This window comes from Tardiphaga sp. P9-11 (genome assembly GCF_008329525.1).
In the GTDB taxonomy this organism is placed as follows: domain Bacteria; phylum Pseudomonadota; class Alphaproteobacteria; order Rhizobiales; family Xanthobacteraceae; genus Tardiphaga.
Window position 1 is genome coordinate 170,325 of the sequence record NZ_NPKQ01000006.1, and the last position, 20,940, is coordinate 191,264.

A 20,940-nucleotide genomic window follows, 5' to 3' on the forward strand; every position below is an offset into this window, starting at 1 on the left:
CAGATCAGATACAGGAGGGACGCGATCACTGCGCCTTCCATGCTGGCTTCGGCACGACCGGCGCACGCTCGCCCTCGTTACCCGACGGGCCGACGCCATAGAACTCGCCGTCCTGCCACTGCCCGACCCACCAGTATTTGGTCGGCATGTTGTTCTCGAGCTTCACCTTGCCGATCACTGTCTCGAACGTGCCGCTCTGCAGGTCCTTGATGACCGCAGCGCGATCGACCTTGCCAACCCGTTCGATCGCCTGCTGCAGCATCTGCAGGCCGGCATAGGTGACCGCACTGGCCCAGCGATCCGGCTCCGCGCCATTCGCCGCCGACGCCTTGTGCCGCGCCAGATAGTCCTTGATGGCCGGGCTGTCGCCATTCCAGCCGCCGATGCCCATCACGCCTTCCGCATTGGCACCGAATTTCTGCTTGAACAGCGGAAATGCCGTACCGACGCCAGTGTAGAAGATCTTCGGATTGAATCCTGAGATGCGCGACTGTTCGGTGATGGCGATCGTGTCCGGCGGATAGCTGAAGGCGATGAACACGTCGGGGTTCAGCGCCTTCACCTCATTGATGATCGGGCTGAGATCCTGCGTGCCGACCGGATAGGTCTTGTCATAGGCGAGCTTGAACTTGGCGGCTGTAAGAGCTGGCCTAGCGGCACCTGAGAGATCGATGCCGAAGCCGTCGGCGATGCTGGCCATCGCCACGGTATCGCCGATCTTGCCTTCAGTGCGCAGTTTCGTCAGCAGCTCAACCAGCGTCTTGGCAGCATCGGCGCTGGTGCCGAGCAGCCAGAAACTGTTGGGCCAGCGCTTCGCCAGTTCGGGCGCACGGTCGGTGACCGCCGTCGATGCAATATGCGGGTAGCCGGCCTTGTTCAGGATCGGGCCGACCGCGAGATTCAGGCCGGTGCCCCAGGGCGGCAGGATGAAATCGACCTTGTCCTGGGTGATCAGCCGCTCCAGCGCCTTGGCGGCTTCTTCTGCGCTCGACCGGTCGTCATACTGGACGACCTCGATTAAGACGCGCTTGTCGCCGAGCTTGAGCCCGCCGGCGGCGTTCACCTCTTTGACCCACAGCTCGTAGTTGGGAATCGTCGTCACCGCGGCGCCGCCGGCGGCTGGGCCCGTGCGCGAGATGGCATAACCGATCTTGACCGACGTCTGGGCCTCCGCTGCACCGTCCCACCCGACGGACGCCGCACCGGCCACTGCGAGTAGTCCCGCCGCAAGGCGCTTGACTGCTGACACCATGTTATCCTCCCCGAATTCTTTTCACCGACGCCTTGTGGCGTTCGATGGCCGGAGACTAGTCCAGCGTTTGGGGCTGGGAATTGGACGCATCCGGGGAAAGATTGTATTGATCCGTGTAGGCGAGCTATTTCACGCGACGGATTGTCCCAGTGCTTGAGACCGCGCACATCGTTTCGGGTCCCACCGGCTTTGCGGAGAAGCCGCTTCCGGCGCTGCATGCGGAAAGATTCGCACCCGGACTGGCGCCGCGCAGCTGGATCATCCGGCAGTCGGTTGCCAGGCGCTCACACCTGCTGGTGATCGAAACCCGGCGCGGCACCGCCACGATGCGCGGCACCACGGTTGCCACTCAGTCCCCCGGCCTATTGTGGCTACCCGGCGATCACGAAGGTACGTTGGAGGTCGAAGCCGGCGCCCAAGGCTATCTGATTTCAGTGTCGGACGATGTCCTCACCCGCACCGTCGCCGGCAGTGCCGAGGCGCTACATCTGCGGCGAACCATCGACCGGCTGGTCCTGCGCGAAGGCGCGCAACTCGCGACGACTTTTGCGGCCATCACGGAATCCTGCAGCACGCTGGTGCGTGAGTTGAATACGCCGGGCCGCGGCAGCGCGACGATGACATCGACGCATGTGTTGTTGCTGTGCCTCCACATCTGGCGATCGGTGATTTCGGAGGAAGCCCCCGACGATGCTGCACAGCGCGGCGACGGCCCGCGCCTCGTCGGCAATTTCCTACAGATGGTCGAACTGCATTATCGCGACGGCTGGCCCATCGCACGCTATGCGGCCGCACTCGGCGTCACTGACGACAAGCTGCACGCACATTGCAAGCGCGAGAAAGGTTACAGCCCGCGCGCCATCGTGCATCAGCGCCTGATCCACGAAGCCTGCATGCGGTTGCGACAGCTCGATCTGCCAGTCGAGCAGATCGGCTATGGCCTCGGCTTCCGCGATCCCGGCTATTTCAATCGCTTCTTCCGCAAGTATCAGAATGCGTCGCCAGGCGCCTATCGGCGTCGCGCGCGGCTTGATCTAAGTCAGCACGGGCCGTCCTATGCGGCCTGGCCGTAACTGTCCCACGCTCGATCAGTGCTGTATCTCTTTGAAACCTGCGTAATCAATTTGGAACATCGCGCGTTAAGCATGACTCGATATTGAATCGGGCTCACAACATCTATTTCTGCGCTCAGTTTCAGATGTCACTTCAAGACGCCGTTCACCATTCGGCCCAAAGCGCTGGTAAAAGGTGCCCGACGAGACGTCGTGAACGTAGGATTGCACCAATAAGACGCATGCGATCGCGCCGATTACCGACTCCAGGTGGAGCGGAATACTACTTGGTGCAACGAGGCTGCATTCACTCGACTGTGTCCGAGTGTTTCCGCCGATATGCCTTATCACGAAGGTCAAATCTTAGACGTTGTATTGGCGACAAAAGCCTGCGAAAGCAGGACATTGATGAAATTGCGACTTATCAGCGCACCTACGGTATTGGCGTTCACCAGTTTTCATAGTGTCGGCCCATGACCATCGAGATTGTCCAGATCGTCCAGGAGTTGAGTTCAGTCGGCGGCGTTGAAAACGTGGCCAGCGAACTCGCATGCGCGTTCAGCCGCGCCAAGATCGCCAACACCGTTCTCGCCAGCGCCGTCGGTGAAAAGGCAACGCCAGGCACGCGCATCGAGCGCGTCGGCGCCTGGCTTTCGCACATCAAGACGCGCGGCATCCTGCGCTATCTCGGTCGCGCCTTTGTCGTTCCCGCCTTCACATTGCTGGCGACGCGCGCCGCCTATCATCATCCCAAGGCCGTCATCGTCAGTCACGGTGACAGCCTGACCGGCGACGTACTGGTCGTGCACGCGGTCAATGCGCAGAGCCTCGCCGAGAAGCGCAACGCCGGCTCCTGGTCATGGATGTTGAATCCCATGCATTTGTGGGTGGCCCTGCGTGATCGCTGGATGATCGGCGGCCTGCGCTATCGCATATATGTCGCGGTTTCGCCGCGCGTCGCAACCGAACTGCAGCAGATCTACAAGGTGCCCGCATCGCGCATCCGCGTGATCCCCAACGGCATCGACCTTAATCGCTTCGCCCGCGACACCGCCGCCGGTCTCAGAGTTCGTCAGGAATTCGGCATCCCCGCGAACGCCAGGCTTCTGCTGTTCGCCGGTCATGAATTTCGTCGCAAAGGTCTGGCGCATGCCATCGGTGCGCTCGAACGCCTCGGCCCGGATGTCTGGATGCTTGTGGCGGGCTCGGATAATCCCGCGCCCTACCGCAAACTGGCGACAACGTCGGCCGATCGGCTGGTGTTCGCGGGATCTCGCACCGATATGCCCGCGCTCTACGCGGCAGCCGATGCCTTCGTGCTGCCGACCGCCTATGAGACTTTCTCGCTGGTCTGTATGGAAGCCATGGCCTGCGCGACGCCGGTTTTCGCAACGCCGGTCGGCGGTATCGAGGATTACCTTGTCGACGGCGTGAACGGCTATCAGATCAGGATGGATGGCGCAGATATCGCAGAGAAGATCGCGACGGCTTTCTCCGATCCGCTCGCGCTGGCGCGGCTCTGCGAAGGCGCGCACGCTACAGCGTTGAACTACGGCTGGGACTATGTCGGTTCGCGCTACATCGAGCTGCTGGAGCAGGTGCAGGCCTCGAAGAACGAGTTTGCGCCCGGCGCCATGGCGGTCGGCGCCTGATCACAGAAGCCTGCTTCGAGGGAGCACTCGGTCAGCGCGCCCGCTTCGCATCGGCAGCCTGCTGGCAGGCCGACACCAGCGCATTCGCCACCACCTCGTAAGTGAAACGCGTCAGCACGTTGTCGCGTGCGGCCACGCCCCGATCGAGCAATTGCTGCGGATCGGCAGCCAGCCGATCGAGCAGTACGGCTAGCGCATCGGGATCGCGCTCGGGAATAATCCAGCCGCCCTTGCCGACAACGTCGGGAATGGCGCCGCCCGTCGATCCGATCACCGGCACGCCGCAAGCCTGCGCCTCGACGATCACCCGGCCGAACTGCTCACGCACGGCGCTGGTGGTGCGTGTCAGCAAGATCATTGCGTCGAGACCGCTCAGGAACGACGCGACATCGGCTGGTTTGCCCCAGCCCTGAAACGCAACGCGATCAGCCAGGCCCAGTTCGGCAATACGCTGCTTCAGCGCCGACTCATGCGGACCTTCGCCCATGATCGCCAATGTCACACGTACCTGGGCGCGTTTCATCGCGTCGAGCGCATCGTCGAGACCCTTTTCCTCGACGAGACGCCCGACATAGCCGATACGCAGTCCCTGCTCCGGCGCGCTTGGCGCATGGCGCTTACCAGTCTGATCGAATGTTGCGAGATCGACACCATAGCCGATCGGCGACGCTGGGCCGGTATAGCCGCACGCGCGGACGACTGCTGTCGCCTCCGGACTGCGCGAGAGAATATGGTCGGTGTTCCGCAGCACGCCCTTGCGAATGAACTCGAACGGCGGTGGCAAGCGCTTCAGGATGTTCTGATCGACTTCCAGGACCATCGCGGCGCGACCCTTGAGGATGCGCGCCTGCATCGCGACGACGCTCCACGGCTCTTCCCAGAGGTGGATTACGTCCGGGTCGACCTCGTGAATAATACGGCGCAGGCCCGGATAGAAATGTAAATACCAGCTCATCGGGCCCGCGCGCGGCAGGCGGACCGGCATCACATGCACAGTCATGCCGGGATCGTCGGACGGATCTGCAACAATCGTACGACCGAACTGATACCAGCTGGCGGGCACGACGAGATGCATATCGACGTCGTCGCGCCCGACGAGTGGATAATATCGCAGACGCCCTGCATCGCGGCTGACAGCGGAATGTGCAATCGAGAGAACCCTGAGACGACGACCGTTAGACACGGCCCATCATCCTCGCGGCCATGCCCGTCAGACCAGATAGATGGAGCTCCATCGTTGCAAGGCTGCGATCCGATCCGTTGATCGTGCAGCGTGGCAGGTTGTAGGCATCCTGGCCGTTGCGCACGAGGCCCTTGCGCGTCGTCGCCGCACTCGCATAACCGGCATCACGCGCGATCGCGAAATCGCGCGGCCCGCAATCGCCCGAACGTCCATAGGGAAATGCGAAATGCCTGGCAGGAATGCCAAGGCGCTCGACCAACCTGTCGCGGCCGCCCTTGAGTTCGAAGCGAGCGCCATCGGGCGACAACGACGAAATGCGGGCATGGGTCACGGTGTGGCCGCCGATCTCCACCAGCGGATCGTCGCGCAACTCTTCGAGCATCTCCCAGGTGATCGCGTGCTTCCAGTGCATCGCGTCGATGTCGATACCATTGAGCTCGCAAAACTTCTTGTAAGAGGCTGACGCCTGCGGGCCATCCCAGCGGTCCGCAATACGATAGAACGCCGCACGCTTGTCGTCAGACGTCGGCACGTCAATCGCACCATCCTCGAGAATGACCCGGTCGTTATTGAGCAAAGTATCTTCCAGACCTGCGGCCCACAGCGGAAGCGTACCGTCGGGAATGCCCGTCGTGACAAACAGTGTCACCGGCACGTTGTGGCGGCGAAACAGCGGGACAATTTCCTCATAGGTATCGCGATAGCAATCATCGACGGAGAAATTGGCAAAACGATCATTGGACTTTCCGGCCTTCGAACGAAGGATTGCCTCTTCCATTGTCACGACGTCCCAGCCGCGTTCCTTCAGGTGCGACAGAAACTGATCGAGAAAATTCGTGTCGAGATAGAAATCCCGGTTCGGCAGCTTTTCCCAGGCCCGAGCGGAGGCACCGCGATGAAAGGTCATCAGGCAGCCACGCGTGCCCATCAACATATCGGCGGCCATGCTGATCGGGCGGACCAGCGCGTCGGAAGATGCCATGCGTCGGGCGGCGCGGGATAACAGGTGCTTCATCGAAAAGTCCTCAGACGATCAAGGCACTCTCTAATACAAAAACGCATATCAAAATCACAGGCGACCCCGGACGCGCGCAAATGCCGCAATGTAAGCGCCCGGCATCAGGATCGCGACAGACAGCGCGAGACAGACCAGATAGGCAAAACCACCGGCAAGGAGCCTCTGCCACGAGCCCGTCAAAACCTCATGAATTTGCCAGCTGAAGGCTGCCATCAGCGCCGCCGGGAAACACGCGAGAAACATCAGGTAGAGCAGCTTGCGCCGGGATCTCAAGACTATCATGACGCCAGCCAGAAGAACGATACCACGGGTGGCTTCACCCAGTCCAAGCAACAAGGTGCCCCATTCGTGCGCCGTGGACAGGTATGAGGTGAGAAGGTTAACTACGATATTAGCCAGATAGGCACAGATAATGATGGCCGCGGCGGCAAGATTCCGGCCTGCGCCATTGAGGATGCGGATCAGGATCCAGCCAAGCGTCGCAGCCCATAGGCCAAGTGCAATGCCGCGCAAGGCCTGACTGGTCAGAAGCAGTGCATGCTCGTTAAAGGCGCCACGCAGAAAAACCAGCCGCACGATCTCCGGCGCGAACATCGCGAGAAAGACCGACGCCGGCACCGCGAGTGCGAGAATGGGCCGCGCGATCCCTTCGATCTGCACACCGACATCCTTTGGTGGGTGGCTGGACAACACCGCCAGCCCGACCGGCTGGCTGATCAGCAGCAACGCGCTTTCTGTCAACGTTCGCGCATAATCCATCGAGGCCACCGCACCGGTCCCGATCCGCGATGCAAGCAGGCGTTCGATCCAGACATTGGCCTGTTCGGCGAGCGGTAGCGCGAGAAGCGGTCGCAGCCGACGGAAGAATTCGCGACCTGATGCTAGCACTGATGACAGCGACAGGCCCTCGAAGCTGAGCACCCCTTCGCGCCGCATCGTGTAAAGGCCCCAGGCGCCGAGCGCATTGAAGGCAACCGAGAACGACCAGGCCAGTGTATGGAAGTTGCCGGACACAGAAACGAGAGCAATGCCCATGAGCACCGCAACGTTCAGGATGCTGGCGCGGATATTCGTCAGGCGGGTCCGACCGAGCGCGATTTCCCCCGCGGCCAGCACATTGATCATCGCCGATGCCGGCATGCCCAGCGCCATGATGCGAATGAAATCGAGGGTGAGGCTACGCCCCTCGGCTGAGAAGCCGCCGACCAGCGCGTCCACGGCCCTCTCGCCAAGCATTTGCAGCGCGACCATCAGGATCACGGCAATGCCGGTAATCGCTACAGTCATCGCGCCGAGGCGCTGAGGTCCGTTGCCGTCCTTCAGCGCATCCCGGTGCATCGGGATCATCACGGCGGGTACAGTTTCGTTCTGCAGGAAGGCCAGCGGCAGCATTACCGCCGTGATCGCACCACGAAAGCCGTCGGCAACCAGCGAAGCGCCGAGGACCTGCGCCATCAAGATCTCGCGGCCGAAGCCCAGCAGCTTGCTGGTCAGCGCACCGCTGATGAGAATCGCCGTAAACTTGCGCGTCGAGTGCCGGGGTCCGCTCATAAGCGCGCCGCTGCGGCTCGATCGAGAGCCGTCCAGGAATTCAAATTGCGAGCTGATCGGCCATACGCGTTCACACGGGCGCTCCCGCAGCCGCTCGCCCGATCAAGCCCGAGACCGTTTGCAACATCTGATCGACGCTGTACTGGGAGCGCGCCCGTGCCTCGGCGTATTGCAACTGGCCCGCCAGTTCAGGCGGGTGCGACATGACTTTTGCGATAGCCGTGGCCAGCGCGTCGGCATCACCGGGCGGCACCAGCGTCCCCGCCTTGCCGGCTTCGAGAATATCGGACGCCGCACCGGCATCCGTCGCAATCACAGGCACGTCGGCAAGCATGGCTTCAACGAGCGTGCGACCGAACGGTTCGGGATCGATCGAGGGATGGATCATCGCGTCGACGGCACGCATCAGCCTCGGCACATCGCCGCGCTGGCCGAGGAAATGCACGCGATCGACAAGACCGAGATCCGCCACCATCCGGTTGAGCTTCTCGGCGTAAGGCTCTTCACCGAACAGGGCAGATCCCGCAATGATGCAGCTGACGTCCGGCGTCTTTGCCAGGGCCTGCAACACAATATGCTGCCCCTTCCACGCTGCGAGGCGGCTGAAGACACCGACGAGCGGTCCTTCGGGCAATTTCAACTCACGCCTGATCTCGAGCGGCGTGCTTGCGTCCGGCGGCACATCAAGACCATTGGGTACGATCGCGACCAGCTCCTTGCGGCCGCCTTCAGCAATGAAGGCATCTGCAGCGGCTTGCGAAGGCACGACCACCTTTGCCGTGCAGTAATTCGCCAGCGCTACCTGCACGCGGCGCTGCGTGGCGCCGAAATGCGCGCTGCTGATGATATCGTGAAGGTGCCAGATCAACGGACGCCGTGCCAGCGTGGCGGCGACGGCCGATAACACAAAAGCCTTCTGCGAGTTCGCATAGATGACGTCGTGACGGCGCGCTTCGCGCGTCAATTCGGCAATGATGGCCCCGAGCCGGCCAATCAGCGGAAAGGCTTTCAGAATCGAACTGTCGCGCCTGACGTCTGAGAGCCCCTCACCCCAGCGCGACACGCGCACCTTCAGGCCCTTGGCTGCGAGCGCCTGATGCAGCGGGCCATCCTCGAACAGGAAGGCGGTCTCGCCCACCCATGGCTGAACGAGATCGATCAGAACGAGCTCAGCGCCGGAAATCGAGCCTGTATGGCAGGCGAACAGAACGCGCGGAGCAGGCATCACGTCGCCCCGGCATAGGCATCATTCGAAAGCCGGTCTGTGCTGCGCGGCGTACTGGCGTCCGGCATCATGGTGACAGCAATGCCGAAGACGTTGCCGCCGGCGACACGGATCGCGCTGGATGTCGCCACCGCCTGCCCGATCGACGAGCGGCCGGAACGCATGCAGAGCAGCACGCCATCGACCTGCCTGGCCAGCACGCCCAGATCGGTCTGGATGCCCGGCGATGGCGCGTCGATCAGGACCACGTCGTAGATCTGGCTCCACAGCAGAAGGTCGGCGAGCGGCTTGCGCATCAACAGTTCGGCGGACGCCGAGAACGGTCCTGCCGAGATGGCGTCGAGATTGGGAGTCGCAGTGCGAACCACCGCTTCACGCGGCGTAACGTCGCCGCGCAGAATTCCCTGCAATCCCATGCTGCTGCGCAAGCCCAGGGCGGCCTCGAATTTCGGCGCACCGAGATCACATTCGATCACCAGAACACTGCGGCCAGCCGTTGCGAGATGCTGCGCCAGAGTCAGGGTCAGAAATGTCTTGCCCTCGGCGGTCGTCGGCGACGCAACCAGAATCTTGCGGCGTGTCCTGGCATCGTTCGACGCCAGCAGCCCCGTCGCCAGATCGCGGAGCGCATCCTGATAGTGCCGATCCTGCAACGCGAGTGGCAGCGAACGCGCCAGTGAGGCGCCGGACTGCGCCGTGAGGATCGCACCGATCGGCGATTCCGATGGATCGCGCTTGACGGTCGGCAATCGTGCCAGAATGGGGGCGCCGGTGACAACGGCCAACTCCGATGACAATGCCACCGGCGGCGGCCCAGGACGTGGTTCCACCGGGGTGGTCGCCTGGACAGGGGCCGGAGGGAAGGGCGTAACGACAGCGGCAGGCTCGGGCGCCGCTGCGCGCGCCGGGCGCCCAGACACAGTCCGCAGCCGGGATAGACCAGCAAGATTGACGCGATCGCCGAAGAAGGCTGCAACGAGTGCGAGCAGCAGGCCTAACGTGCCGCCGGCGGCCAGGAACGGAATTTTCTTCGGGAAGAACGGCTTGGCCGGCAGTTCAGCAAGGCTGACCAGTCGTGTATTGCCGATCAGCACGCGGCGCTCGGTTTCGAGTTCGCTGGCGCGCTTGTAGAGATCGGCATATTGCTGGCGTTTGATCTCAGTGCTGCGCACCATGCTCTCGATCGAGGCTTCGTCCGATGTCGCCGAGCCGACTTCAGCCTTCACGGCATCCATCTGCTTCTTCAGCGAATTCACCAGCGCATCATTGGCATCATAGGCCTTCTGCGCGCTGGCCGCGATGCTGGCCACTTCCGTGGCCATGCGCTCCTTGATCGCGGACTGCTCCTGCTCCAGCGCACGCAGCGACGGGTGCCGCGGCCCAAGGACATTGGCCTGGCTGGCGAACTGCGCGGTGACGACTGTGAGCTGCTGCTTGAGATCGGCGATCGAGCGGTTCGACAGCACCGAAGGGGAATCAACAGCGCGAGCCTGATTGGCCTTGATTTCCTGCAAGCGAGCGAGCGCATCGGCGCGCGCGGTTTCCGCAGTGGACAATTGCTGGCTGATGCTAGTGAGCCGCTCCGAACTGATCGGTGCCAGCGATCCGCGCATCAGGCCCTTATTGCGGCGAAATGCCTGGATCTTGGCATCGGCATCGCGCAACTCGATATCCAGCTGCTTGGCTTCCTTCCAGAGATAGGACGCAGCAATCTCGCGGCTGTTCGCGCCAGACGTCCGCTGCTCATCGAGAAACGCATTGGTCAGCGCGTTCGCCATCTTCTGCGCGACTTCGGGCATCGACGACGTGTAGGAGATATTGATGACGCGCGAACGTCCGACAGCACCGATCGAGAAATTGCCCGACACGTAGTCGATCAGCGCCGCCGTGTCGGTCTTCATCTTTTCGCAGGTCGCGGCGTTACCCTTGCTCTGACATTCTTCAATGGCGGCTTCTGTAATCCCCGGCTGCTGCATGGCGAGCCGCATGACCCGCGGCGAGCGTGCAATCAAGAGCTGGCTCTCGACGTCGGCGGGATCGCCGATTTTCTGCGCCCAGGCGGCGGAGGCGTTACTGTTGCTGGGCTCCTGCTCGGCGACGATCACCGAACCAGTGGCGAGATAGCGCACCGGCAGCACGACCAGCGCGATGACTGTCAGAATCATCACGCCGAGAAAGACAGCGCCGAACAGGCTACGACTGCGCCAAACCTTGAGCAGCGGGCTCTCGCCCGCTGCTCCATCGGCAGCTTCCGTATTCGTAACGATGGCGCGTCGGGTGAACATGGGTGTCAGACTTTACTATGGGGCGCTGGCACCGCACATCCCTGCGCCGCAACGATGCTCACCCTGCGCAACCACCCACGAACGACCACGACACACATACTGAACCCTTTGTCCCCCGAACCACGAATCCACTGCGGGGAGCAGGTCTACTATCCATTCATTAGGGATGTTTTGGTTAAGGACGGGTTTAAAATACCAACCAATACTTGTGCGCTGCCTAATTAGTAGGCTGTTACGCGCGCCCTCGCGGCGGAGACCGCATCACCAGCCGGAACCAAATGTCGCAGCGCGGCGTTCCCGAGTTGCTGCAACTGGAGTTCCATCATGAGCCTCCTGAAATGGGCCCTGATCTTCTTTCTGATTTCCGTCGCCGCCGGCCTGTTCGGCTTCACCGGCATCTCCGCTGCAACGGCGGATGTGGCGCGCGTGCTGTTCTACATCGTCCTGGTGATCTGCATCGTGCTGCTCATACTGGGTATCACGATCTTTCGGGCCTGACGCGCCAGGAGGTGCGCCAGTCCGAGTCTAGTGAATACCGACGCCGACCAGCCGATCGACCAGCGCGCGATCGGCGGTCAACACATCCGGCGCTCCGCTCCAACTGGTGCGGCCACGCTCCATCACCATGACACTGCTGGCGAAATCCAGCGCACGCTCGATTTGCTGCTCGACCAGAATGATGGTGACTTCGTTGGTGGCCGCCAGCTTCGCCAGCAAGGCCATCAGCTCGTCGCAGATCACCGGCGCCAGACCTTCCAACGGTTCATCCAGCAACAGGATCGAGGGCTTGCCCAGCAGTGTCCGAGCCATCGACAGCATCTGCTGCTCGCCACCTGACAGCTGCTTGCCGTAGTTGCCGCGGCGCTCGCGCAGCCGCGGAAACATCGCATAGGCCTCGTCGAGCGCCGAAGCCGGCCGGCCCTTCAGCCCGGTACGCAGATTCTCCTCCACCGTCAGCGAGGCAAAGATATCACGGGTCTGCGGCACATAGCCGATACCGAGATCGGCGCGCGCCGAGGTCCGCTTGGCCGTGACGTCCTGGTCGCCGATCCTGATCTCGCCACCATGGCGCGTCGTCAGGCCCATCAGCGTCGCCAGCAGCGTGGTCTTGCCCATCCCGTTGCGGCCGAGCACGGCGAGACGATCACCGGCCTTCACCGAGAACGAAATGCCCTCGATGATCCGCGTCGGGCCGTAGCCGGCGCTCAGGTTCCGGATATCAAGTGGCGCGGCGGGCATCGGCATAGCTCCCCAAATACGCGCGGCGCACTTCGTGGTCGGCAGTAACGTCGTCAGGCGATCCCTCGAAGATCAGCCGCCCGGCTGCCAGCACCAGCACGCGCCTGGCAAATTTGAACACCAGATCCATGTCATGCTCTATCATCAGCACGGCGATATCCGCCGGCAGACGATTGATCGCTTCCAGGATCTTCGGCGCCTCATCATGCGGCACGCCGGCGGCGGGCTCGTCGAGCAGCAGCACCTTCGGACGAAGCGCGAGGCCGATGGCGAGTTCGATCAGACGCTGCTGGCCGTAGGCGAGTTCGATCACCTTGCGATAAGCAAGCCGGTCGAGGCCGAGGTGGCTAAGGATCTCGCTCCACTCGGCACGCACTTCCGGCAGCTCCGTCGCGCTCGAGAAAAACCTGCGCGTGATCCGCTTGCGCTGCATGATCGCCAGCGCGACATTGTCGGCGACGGTGAGATTGGCAAACAGCCGCGTAGTCTGGAATGTCCGAACCAATCCGCGACGTACGCGATCGGGAATGCTGATGTCGGTGATCTCATCACCGCCCATGAAGAACTGGCCTTCACTCGGCGCAATGTCACCTGTGATCAGGTTGACCAGCGTGGTTTTACCGGCACCGTTGGGCCCGATCAGTGCGACGCGGTCACCCGCAGCGAGCTTGAAATTTACGTCGCAGGTGACCTGCAACCCGCCAAACGAGCGCGAGACAGCACGGGCTTCGAGGAGATCGCTCATGCCGCGCTCCCCTTCCGCTTGAGCCTCGCGAAGAGTGCCAGTACCGGCTCGATCAGACCGCGCGGTGCGAATATCACGATCAGGATCAGCAGCAACCCGACCAGCGTCATCCAGTGGAACGGATTGGCAGCCGCAACGATGTGCTCGAAGATCATGAAGATGATCGTCCCCGCCAGCGCGCCCCACAAATGACCGGCGCCACCGAGCACCAGCATTACCAGCACTTCGGCCGAGCGCTCGAAGCTCACACTATCGAGGCCCACCACTCCGGTGCTGATCGCCGTCAGCGCTCCACCGACGCCAGCCACAGCGCCAGCCACGCCATACATCAGCACGAGACGCGGATAGATCGAGACGCCGATCATCCTGGCGCGCAGGTCGTCGTCCTTGATGCCACGGCACATCAGACCGAATGGCGAACGCACGAAACGCTGCAGCAGCACGAAGACAATGACCAGCACGCCCAGCGAGAACAAGAATGCCGTGCGGCTGTACATGTCGAAATTGAAGATGCCAAACACCTTGCCCGGTGTGATACCGGACAGGCCGTCGCTGCCGCCGGTCAGCCACGACAGCTTGTTGGCAAGTGCGGCGACCAATTGCCCCACGGCAATCGACAGCACTAGCTGCGGCAGCCCGCGAAACCGTGTGATCAGCGCGCCGGAGATCAGCCCCATGATCGTGCCCGCAAACACGCCGACCGCCAGCAACGCGACGGGATCTGCAATGCCGCGCACGCAAGCAATGCCGGCGGCATAGGCGCCGACGCCGAATTGCGCGGCATGGCCGAGGGTGGCGACGCCGCAATAGCCGGTGACCAGATCGAGCGACAGCACCAGGAATGCGATGCCGATCAGCCGCGTCAGGAACGCCAGATCGTCCGGATACAGAAAGTAGCCGATGGCACCGAGCGCGATGATACTCAGCGCGCCTGCCGCCTCCTGACCGAAGGGAATGCTGCGCTTGTGCGGAACCCGAGTCACGACGATCTCGCTCATGCGTGCGACCTGCCGAACAGGCCATGCGGAAACAGGAACACGATGAAGATCACCGACAGATAGAAGAAAAAGTCGCCGAACTCCGGCGCGAGATATTTGCCCGTGGTGTCGGCGAGGCCGAGCAGGAGCGACGCCGACAAAGCGCCAAGAATCGAGCCTGCGCCGCCGACAGAGACGACGACGAGGAACGTCACCATATAGCGCAGCGCATAGAACGGTTCGATCGGCAGGATCTCCGCGCCGACCACGCCACCGAATGCGCCGAGCCCGATCGCTAGCGCGAAGGTCACCGCATAGATGATTTCGGTGCGGATGCCCAAGGCGTCCGCCATACCACTGTGATCGACCGAGGCACGCAGCTTGATTCCGAACTCCGTCTTCTCGATCAGCAGCCACAACGCCAGCGCCGTAACCACGCCGCAGGCGATGACAAAGATGCGATGGGTCGGCAGCATCCGGAAGCCGATATCGAGCGGACCACTGAGGGTCTGTGGCAGCGGAATCGATTTCAGCGACGGGCCGAAGATGAAATTGACGATCCCGATGATGAAGAACGTGATGCCGATGGTCATCAGCACCTGAATCAGCGGATCGGACTTCCGGTAGATTCGACGGTACAGCAGAATCTCGAACGGGATCGAAACGATGATGGTACCGATCACTGCCATCAGGATCGCGACGCTGTAATGCACATGGAGGTCACGGATCGCATAGGAGGCCAGATAGCCGCCAATCATGGCGAAAGCGCCATGGGCGAGATTCACGACGCGCATCAGCCCCATCATGATGGACAGGCCGATGGAAATGATGAACAGCACCATCCCGTAGGCAACGGCGTCGGTCATGATGCTGAAGATGGTGCGCATGATTGATCCTATGCCGAAGCAGCGCCCGAGCGCCATTCCGGAAACTGCGGCATGGCGTCATGGACGACAGCGCCGCGCACCATGGTGAGCAACACCTTCGTCTCTTTCAGAGGGAGGCACTCGGCGGCGAACGGATCGCGATCAAGGGCAATCAGATCGGCCGCCATGCCCGGCATCAACGTGCCGCGCCAGTCTTCCTGCTTCATCGCGATGGCGCCACCGACCGTATAGCTGTGAATGGCTTCACGGACGCTGATGGCTTCACTCCTCCCGATCGGCGCACCGCTGTCCGAGGCGCGGCTCACCGCATCGGCGATGCCATCCCACGGAGACCACGCCCCGGTCGGCGCATCAGAGCTGGCGATGTAAGTGACACCAGCGTCGATCACCGAGCGGCCGGGATAGCAACGATCGGCGCGCGGGCCGAAGGCGCCGGCAATCGAGCGGCGCATCCGGGTGAGGAAACTCGGCTGGGTGACGACGAGCGCGCCCAATGCCTTCATCCGCGCCAGTCCACCGGCGGGCGGCACGAAATAATGTTCGATGCGATGCCGGGCATCCGCACGGTGGTGCCCGGCCTGCGCCTTCTCATAGGCTTCGATGATGCAGTCGATACCGCGATCGCCGGTACAGTGAACGGCAACCTGCCAGTCGTCCGCATGGGCTTCGGCGATCACGCGCTGGAGTTCGGCTTTATCGCGCATGAACATCCCGCGGGATGGCGTATCGAAGAAATCCTCGCTCACCGCCGAAGTTCGCGCGCCGACGATGCCATCGGCGAAATATTTCAGCGTCATGGACTGCCAGTCGGCGTCTCGCTTCGGCGCCAACCCACGCGTCGCCGCTTCGGCGGGGTCGAGCTGGTTCATGAAGCCGAGCCGCATTGGCAGCACATCACCATTCGCGCGGATCTCGTTCCAGATCGCGAATTCATCATCGAAACCGACGGTGAATCCGACCGCGGCTTCTACGGCAGCAACAAGACCGAACCTGGCGCTGTCGGCAATTGTCGCGCGCAGAGCCGCGACGAGCTCATTGCGATCCATTGGCGGTGCAGCACGGAAAATCAGTTCGGCCGCGCTTTCTTTCGCGCTGCCATCCAGTCGGCCATCCTCGGAGCGCCCGAACGTGCCGCCTTCCGGATCAGCGGCAGCATCGTCGATGCCCAGCAGTCGCAACGCGGCACTGTTGACGACGGCGACATGACCGCAAAAGCGTCGGATCAGCACCGGATGATCGGGAATGACGACGTCGATCTCCGCCCGTGTCGGCAGCCGATGCTCCGCCAGCCCGTTCTCATCGAGACCCGCGCCGTAAACCCATTTATCACGAGGAATGGCGCGCGCACGCGCAACCAGCAAATCAAGCACACTGGATATCGCCAGCGCATCGCGCGGCGTCACCGGCACCTGCAGCCGCGCATGGGCGATGGCGAACAGATGGATATGCGCGTCGGTGAGGCCGGGAATGACGGTGGCGCCCGCGAGATCGATCGTCTCGTCGGCGGATGGCGCCACATCCGCCGCACCAATCCAGGTCACCTTGCCATCGCTGACGACAATGCTGTCCGCGGGGGCTTCATCCCAGGCAGAACGGTAGATGCGGGCGTTGGTCAGTCGAAGCGAGCGCGCGCAGCTGGTCATGTCGAAGGAAATCTCATGTCGCGCGACGATGTCGCAGAAAGAGGGGGATTCCGCAACGATGCGGAATCCCCGGCATTGGCTACTTCGTGCTCAACGCCCAGTCCGGCTGATCGGCGAAGATCTGGCTTTCCTTGTTGATCAGCTTGCCGTCCACCTTCTCCACGCTGCGCAAATAGACGTTCTGGCGAATGTGACGCGTGGTTGGATCGATCGACACCGGACCGCGCGGGCTCACCCACTTCATGTCCTTGACCGCGTCTACCGCCTTGGCCGGATCGCGCTTGCCGTCGGTGGCCTCGATCATCTTGTAGATCAGACGTGCACCATCATAAGCCGCGACCGAGGTCATGGTAACCTCGTCCAGGCTGGCGCCGCCCTTCTTGAGCTCCGCAAGGAACGCCGCGTTTTCCTTCGAGTCATGCGACACCGAATAGTGATACGTCGACAGGATGCCGATGCCGGGATCGCCGATATTCGGCAGATCCGGCTCGGTCACCACGTCGCCCGTCGACATCAGCTTGACGCCGCCAGCCTTGAGACCGTTGTCGAGATAGGCCTTCACGAAACCAAGGGTCGGCGGCCCCGACGGCAGGAAGGTGAAAATCGTGTCAGCGCCGGAGTCCTTGATACGCTGCATGATCGGGCTGAAGTCGGTGGTAGCGAGCGGAATGCGAACTGCCTCAACGACGGCGCCGCCCTCACCTTCAAAGGTCTTCTTGAACGCCGCTTCGGCATCGATGCCCGGACCGTAATCGCTGACCGCGATTGCGACTTTCTTGGCGCCGTTCTTGAACGCGACCTTTGCCGCCGGCACCGTGTTCTGCCACATGGTGAAGGAGGTGCGGACGATATAGGGGCTCTTCTCAACGATGGCCGAGGTCGCCGCATTCATCACGATCAGCGGCGTCTTGGATTCTTCGAGCAGCGGCGCAACCGCCAGGGCGTTCGGCGTGAAATAGATGCCGGCGAGATACTGCACCTTGTCCCTGACCAGCAGCTCCTGCGCTAGCGCCTTCGACTTGGCGGGGTTCGGGCCTTCCTCGTCCTTATAAACAAACTCGACTGTATTATTGCCTATTTTGTTGCCGTTCTGCGCAACCCAAGCGTCGATGCCCATCTTGAAGTTCTTGCCGAACAGCGCATACGGGCCGGAAAACGTGCCGATGACACCAACCTTGATGACGTCGGCGGATGCAGTACCGGTCATCAAGCCGAGAATGGCCAGAGCCAGGATCGATTGAGCGCCTTTATTCATTGCAGTAGTCCCCGTTACAAAAGTTGGAAAGCTATTCGGCAAACCTTGTTCAGCAGATTCGTATTCAATAAACGTGCCGAACTGGTGCGTTCGTTTTCAACAAGACGCGACAGATTGCAGCGTCAGAACATCTCGAAATATTCGCGCTGCTCCCAGTCAGAGACTTCCGCCTGGAAGCGATCGATCTCGGCATTCTTGATGTGGGTGTAATAGTCAACCATGGTCGCGCCCATCTTCTCGCGGAAGAACGGATCTTCCTTGAGCGCGAAGGTCGCCTCGCGCAGCGACTTCGGTAGCAGATCGGCATTGGTCTCGTAAGGCGTATCGGCTGATGGCCCGGGATCGAGCCTGCGGTCGACGCCGTCGAGACCCGAGAGGATCTGCGAGGACATGTAGAGATATGGGTTCGCTGCGGGCTCGCCGACGCGGTTCTCGATGCGCGTCGCGCTGTCGCCCAAACCGCCGAGCACGCGCAGCATTGCGCCACGATTGTCGCGGCCCCAGATCGCACGATCCGGCGCCAGAGAATAGGAGCGATAGCGCTTGTAGCCATTGATGGTCGGTGTCGTGAACACCGTCGCAGCGCGCGCATGCGCCAGAAGTCCCGCGAGATAACCTTGCCCGAACGACGACAGCGGCTGCGTGCCTTCGGTCGGCATGAACGCGTTTGCGCCAGTGGCACGCGAGACGATCGACTGATGCAGATGCCAGCCGGACGACACGACATTCGGAATCTTCGGCCGGCACATGAAGGTGGCGTGGTAACCGTGGCGATGCGCGATCTGCTTCACAGCGCTGCGGAACAGCACCATGCTGTCGGCGGGCGTCAGGCCGACCGTCGGTGCGAACGTGAATTCGCACTGGCTCGGGCCGTATTCGACTTCCACCGAACGCAATGGAAGACCCAGCGCCATCACATCGCGCCGGATGATTTCGAGCACCGGCTCCATCTGGTCGTAGCGCTGCTCGGTGAGATAGTTGTAGCCGTGCGATAGCAGGCTGACCTCCGGCGGATTGCCGGGCTGGCCGGCATCCTCCGGCTTCATGCGGTTGTTCTCGACGTTGAAGATATGGAATTCAACTTCAAGACCTGCGACGAAATCGTAGCCACGCGCGCCGAGATCGCCGAGCACCTTCTTGTAGAGATTGCGCGTCGCGAACGGCACCGGACGGCCGTCGGCGAAATGCACGTCGCAGAGAACCCATCCGGTCTCGGGCGCCCAGGGCAACACACGGAACGTCGTCGGATCCGGGATCATCAACACGTCGGCCGCGCCCTGCATTTCCGGAATGCCGAAGCCGCCGCCGGCGGTGAACACCGGAAACACCGTCTTGTGCGACGTGTCCTTGGCAAACATCGTCGTGGTGATCGAGCAGCCGCTTTCGAGACAGCGCAACGCCTCGCCGGCGATCAGCGTCTTGCCGCGCAGGATGCCGTGCTGATCCGGAAACGACAGCCGGATCACTTCGAGCTTGTGCTCTTCGACCATGCTGCGCAGCCGGACGGCTGCTTCCTTTTGCTCCGCGGACCACAAACCGTGACGTTCAACGAAACTCAACGCACTCTCCCGCGGCTGTTCTGATCGATCTTCACTCTGCCGCCGGCAGGTGGATGACATTGGACCCCGGCTCGGTCTGATCAGCCGGAGCGGCTGCCATCCATGGCGCACCGCGGCGACGGGCGACGTCGACTTCCATCCAGTAGGTTTCCCAGCCTTTGGTCGGCCCGATGCCGTCCATGGTGCCCGGGCCCTGAATGCTGCGCGCGGTATCCGCATCGAGGGACATCATTGGCTTCTGGCCGCCGGCGACCTTCTCGATCTCCGCACGCAACAACTTGCGATAGGCGATGATCGCCTTGTCGCTGGAGCCAAGATGCTCGCGGGTGCGATCCTGGATCTTGCCCATCGACTCCACTGCCCACTGATCATGGACATTGATGTCGGCGCCCATGCCCGTATAGGTCTCGTGCTTCTGCTCGTGCGGATTGAAGCCGTAGTCGTTGGTTTTGTTCTTGCGCGAGGTGTAGTTCGGCAGCTCGTAAAGTTCGAGCCGCTGGTCGGTCATCTTCTTCTTGTCGACCGGCTGGGTGTAGCTGGTGAAGATCGCATACCAATAGCAGTTCTCGTCATCGACCGGCACGTGCCACTGGGTGATCGTCATCTCCGTGCTCATGGGGATGACGAAGCCATGCGGGAACAGCTGGTTGGTAACGCGCACATGGGTGCGCTCGTCGTCGAGCTCGCGCAGCGCGATCAGGCGCAGGCCGTATTCGGTGCTTTCGACATTGATGATCGGGCGATCATATTCGCGCAGGATCTTGGTCATCGGCAGTTCGGTGCCCGCGGATGCGCCGCGGAACTGCTTGCCGTAGGAGGCTTTGACGTCCTCGTCCTCAAAGAAGCGATGCAGGAACGACGCATGCGCGGGGTCGATGCCGACTTCCAGCGCCTGCAGCCAGTTGCATTCGAACAGGCCCTTGAAGGCGAAGGTGTACTGGCCGGGTGCGGCGAAGCAGTCGATTTCCGGGAATGCCGGCGGCTCGCCTTCGCCCAGATAGGCCCAGAGGATGCCGCCCTTCTCGACCACGGGATATGCGCGCTGCTTGATGCCGGCGCAAAGCTTCGAGGTCTTCGGTTCGGCCGGCGTTTCCAGGCACTTGCCCTCGACGTCGAACAGCCAGCCATGAAACGCGCAGCGCACGCCGCCGCCTTCGAGCCGGCCGAAAGCCAGGTCGGCACCGCGATGCGGACAATCACGATCCAGCAGGCCGTAGCGACCCTGCTCATCGCGGAACAGCACGAAGTTCTCGCCGAGCAATTTGACCGGACGGATCGGACGATCCCCTTCAAGCTCATCGACCAGCGCAGCCGGCTGCCAGTACTGGCGCATCAGCTTGCCCGCCGGCGCCTTGGGCCCGATGCGAGTGATCAGATCGTTCTGCTCTTGGCTCATCATGGCAAAATGTCCTTTATA

At 62.1% G+C, this 20,940-nt stretch carries 17 protein-coding genes; 3 read left to right on the forward strand and 14 right to left on the reverse strand.

Annotated elements, in window-relative coordinates:
• Positions 1–25 precede the first annotated feature (25 nt).
• Entirely contained in the window at positions 26–1,252 is a 1,227-nt protein-coding gene (locus CIW50_RS20285) for an amino acid ABC transporter substrate-binding protein (RefSeq protein WP_149532995.1), read from the reverse strand.
• A 149-nt stretch (positions 1,253–1,401) separates the two neighbouring features.
• On the opposite strand from CIW50_RS20285, the gene CIW50_RS20290 reads away from it, so the two are divergent.
• Both CIW50_RS20290 and CIW50_RS20295 read left to right on the forward strand, forming a co-directional pair.
• Entirely contained in the window at positions 1,402–2,325 is a 924-nt protein-coding gene (locus tag CIW50_RS20290; RefSeq protein WP_149532996.1) for a helix-turn-helix transcriptional regulator, read from the forward strand.
• A 452-nt stretch (positions 2,326–2,777) separates the two neighbouring features.
• Positions 2,778–3,956, forward strand: coding sequence for a glycosyltransferase family 4 protein (locus CIW50_RS20295; protein ID WP_149532997.1), 1,179 nt, complete (start codon positions 2,778–2,780; stop codon positions 3,954–3,956).
• Positions 3,957–3,987: 31 nt separating this feature from the next.
• On the opposite strand, the gene CIW50_RS20300 is transcribed toward CIW50_RS20295, so the two are convergent.
• The 5 genes from CIW50_RS20300 to CIW50_RS20320 form a co-directional block, all read right to left on the reverse strand.
• The gene (locus tag CIW50_RS20300; RefSeq protein ID WP_149532998.1) at positions 3,988–5,139 is read right to left on the reverse strand and encodes a glycosyltransferase family 4 protein; all 1,152 of its coding nucleotides are present in this window, start codon (positions 5,137–5,139) and stop codon (positions 3,988–3,990) included.
• Positions 5,132–6,154 carry a polysaccharide deacetylase family protein gene (locus tag CIW50_RS20305; protein ID WP_149532999.1) on the reverse strand — a complete coding sequence of 341 codons (1,023 nt, stop codon included), beginning with the start codon at positions 6,152–6,154 and terminating at the stop codon, positions 5,132–5,134. Before CIW50_RS20305 ends, CIW50_RS20300 begins: the two co-directional genes overlap by 8 nt.
• 54 nt (positions 6,155–6,208) lie before the next feature.
• A complete protein-coding gene (locus tag CIW50_RS20310) occupies positions 6,209–7,708 on the reverse strand; it encodes a lipid II flippase MurJ (RefSeq protein WP_149533000.1) in 1,500 nt (499 codons plus the stop codon).
• Positions 7,709–7,778: 70 nt separating this feature from the next.
• Complete coding sequence (locus tag CIW50_RS20315) at positions 7,779–8,933, reverse strand: glycosyltransferase family 4 protein (protein ID WP_172980399.1); 1,155 nt, start codon at positions 8,931–8,933, stop codon at positions 7,779–7,781.
• Positions 8,933–11,218, reverse strand: coding sequence for a GumC family protein (locus CIW50_RS20320; protein ID WP_149533002.1), 2,286 nt, complete (start codon positions 11,216–11,218; stop codon positions 8,933–8,935). The genes CIW50_RS20315 and CIW50_RS20320 overlap by 1 nt, the downstream gene beginning before the upstream one ends.
• A gap of 324 nt (positions 11,219–11,542) precedes the next feature.
• On the opposite strand from CIW50_RS20320, the gene CIW50_RS20325 reads away from it, so the two are divergent.
• Complete coding sequence (locus tag CIW50_RS20325; RefSeq protein WP_149533003.1) at positions 11,543–11,716, forward strand: DUF1328 domain-containing protein; 174 nt, start codon at positions 11,543–11,545, stop codon at positions 11,714–11,716.
• 27 nt (positions 11,717–11,743) lie between these two features.
• Here the strand turns inward: CIW50_RS20325 and CIW50_RS20330 are convergent, their stop codons facing one another.
• The 8 genes from CIW50_RS20330 to CIW50_RS20365 all read right to left on the reverse strand — a co-directional run bounded on the left by CIW50_RS20330 (position 11,744) and on the right by CIW50_RS20365 (position 20,922).
• Positions 11,744–12,457: an ABC transporter ATP-binding protein gene (locus CIW50_RS20330; RefSeq protein WP_149533004.1), complete on the reverse strand. Its 714-nt coding sequence runs from the start codon at positions 12,455–12,457 to the stop codon at positions 11,744–11,746.
• Positions 12,438–13,202: an ABC transporter ATP-binding protein gene (locus CIW50_RS20335; protein ID WP_149533005.1), complete on the reverse strand. Its 765-nt coding sequence runs from the start codon at positions 13,200–13,202 to the stop codon at positions 12,438–12,440. The genes CIW50_RS20330 and CIW50_RS20335 overlap by 20 nt, the downstream gene beginning before the upstream one ends.
• Complete coding sequence (locus CIW50_RS20340; protein WP_149533006.1) at positions 13,199–14,200, reverse strand: branched-chain amino acid ABC transporter permease; 1,002 nt, start codon at positions 14,198–14,200, stop codon at positions 13,199–13,201. The genes CIW50_RS20335 and CIW50_RS20340 overlap by 4 nt, the downstream gene beginning before the upstream one ends.
• Positions 14,197–15,066 (reverse strand): branched-chain amino acid ABC transporter permease, encoded by an 870-nt coding sequence (locus CIW50_RS20345; protein ID WP_149533007.1) that lies wholly within the window; start codon positions 15,064–15,066, stop codon positions 14,197–14,199. Before CIW50_RS20345 ends, CIW50_RS20340 begins: the two co-directional genes overlap by 4 nt.
• Before the next feature lie 8 nt (positions 15,067–15,074).
• Positions 15,075–16,709, reverse strand: a complete 1,635-nt coding sequence (locus CIW50_RS20350; RefSeq protein WP_149533008.1) for an amidohydrolase — start codon at positions 16,707–16,709, stop codon at positions 15,075–15,077.
• 79 nt (positions 16,710–16,788) lie between these two features.
• Complete coding sequence (locus CIW50_RS20355; protein WP_149533009.1) at positions 16,789–17,964, reverse strand: ABC transporter substrate-binding protein; 1,176 nt, start codon at positions 17,962–17,964, stop codon at positions 16,789–16,791.
• Positions 17,965–18,086: 122 nt separating this feature from the next.
• On the reverse strand, positions 18,087–19,523 hold the full coding sequence (locus CIW50_RS20360; RefSeq protein ID WP_149533010.1) for a glutamine synthetase family protein: 1,437 nt from the start codon (positions 19,521–19,523) through the stop codon (positions 18,087–18,089).
• Positions 19,524–19,554: 31 nt separating this feature from the next.
• Positions 19,555–20,922, reverse strand: coding sequence for an aromatic ring-hydroxylating dioxygenase subunit alpha (locus CIW50_RS20365; RefSeq protein ID WP_149533011.1), 1,368 nt, complete (start codon positions 20,920–20,922; stop codon positions 19,555–19,557).
• Positions 20,923–20,940: the final 18 nt, after the last annotated feature.

Bases quoted from the DNA above. Each gene is read 5' to 3' on its own strand.
- CIW50_RS20285 (WP_149532995.1), bottom strand. From the start codon at position 1,252: ATGGTGTCAGCAGTCAAGCGCCTTGCGGCGGGACTACTCGCAGTGGCC.
- CIW50_RS20295 (WP_149532997.1), top strand. From the start codon at position 2,778: ATGACCATCGAGATTGTCCAGATCGTCCAGGAGTTGAGTTCAGTCGGC.
- CIW50_RS20305 (WP_149532999.1), bottom strand. From the start codon at position 6,154: ATGAAGCACCTGTTATCCCGCGCCGCCCGACGCATGGCATCTTCCGAC.
- CIW50_RS20310 (WP_149533000.1), bottom strand. From the start codon at position 7,708: ATGAGCGGACCCCGGCACTCGACGCGCAAGTTTACGGCGATTCTCATC.
- CIW50_RS20315 (WP_172980399.1), bottom strand. From the start codon at position 8,933: ATGCCTGCTCCGCGCGTTCTGTTCGCCTGCCATACAGGCTCGATTTCC.
- CIW50_RS20320 (WP_149533002.1), bottom strand. From the start codon at position 11,218: ATGTTCACCCGACGCGCCATCGTTACGAATACGGAAGCTGCCGATGGA.
- CIW50_RS20325 (WP_149533003.1), top strand. From the start codon at position 11,543: ATGAGCCTCCTGAAATGGGCCCTGATCTTCTTTCTGATTTCCGTCGCC.
- CIW50_RS20330 (WP_149533004.1), bottom strand. From the start codon at position 12,457: ATGCCCGCCGCGCCACTTGATATCCGGAACCTGAGCGCCGGCTACGGC.
- CIW50_RS20335 (WP_149533005.1), bottom strand. From the start codon at position 13,202: ATGAGCGATCTCCTCGAAGCCCGTGCTGTCTCGCGCTCGTTTGGCGGG.
- CIW50_RS20340 (WP_149533006.1), bottom strand. From the start codon at position 14,200: ATGAGCGAGATCGTCGTGACTCGGGTTCCGCACAAGCGCAGCATTCCC.
- CIW50_RS20345 (WP_149533007.1), bottom strand. From the start codon at position 15,066: ATGCGCACCATCTTCAGCATCATGACCGACGCCGTTGCCTACGGGATG.
- CIW50_RS20350 (WP_149533008.1), bottom strand. From the start codon at position 16,709: ATGACCAGCTGCGCGCGCTCGCTTCGACTGACCAACGCCCGCATCTAC.
- CIW50_RS20355 (WP_149533009.1), bottom strand. From the start codon at position 17,964: ATGAATAAAGGCGCTCAATCGATCCTGGCTCTGGCCATTCTCGGCTTG.
- CIW50_RS20365 (WP_149533011.1), bottom strand. From the start codon at position 20,922: ATGATGAGCCAAGAGCAGAACGATCTGATCACTCGCATCGGGCCCAAG.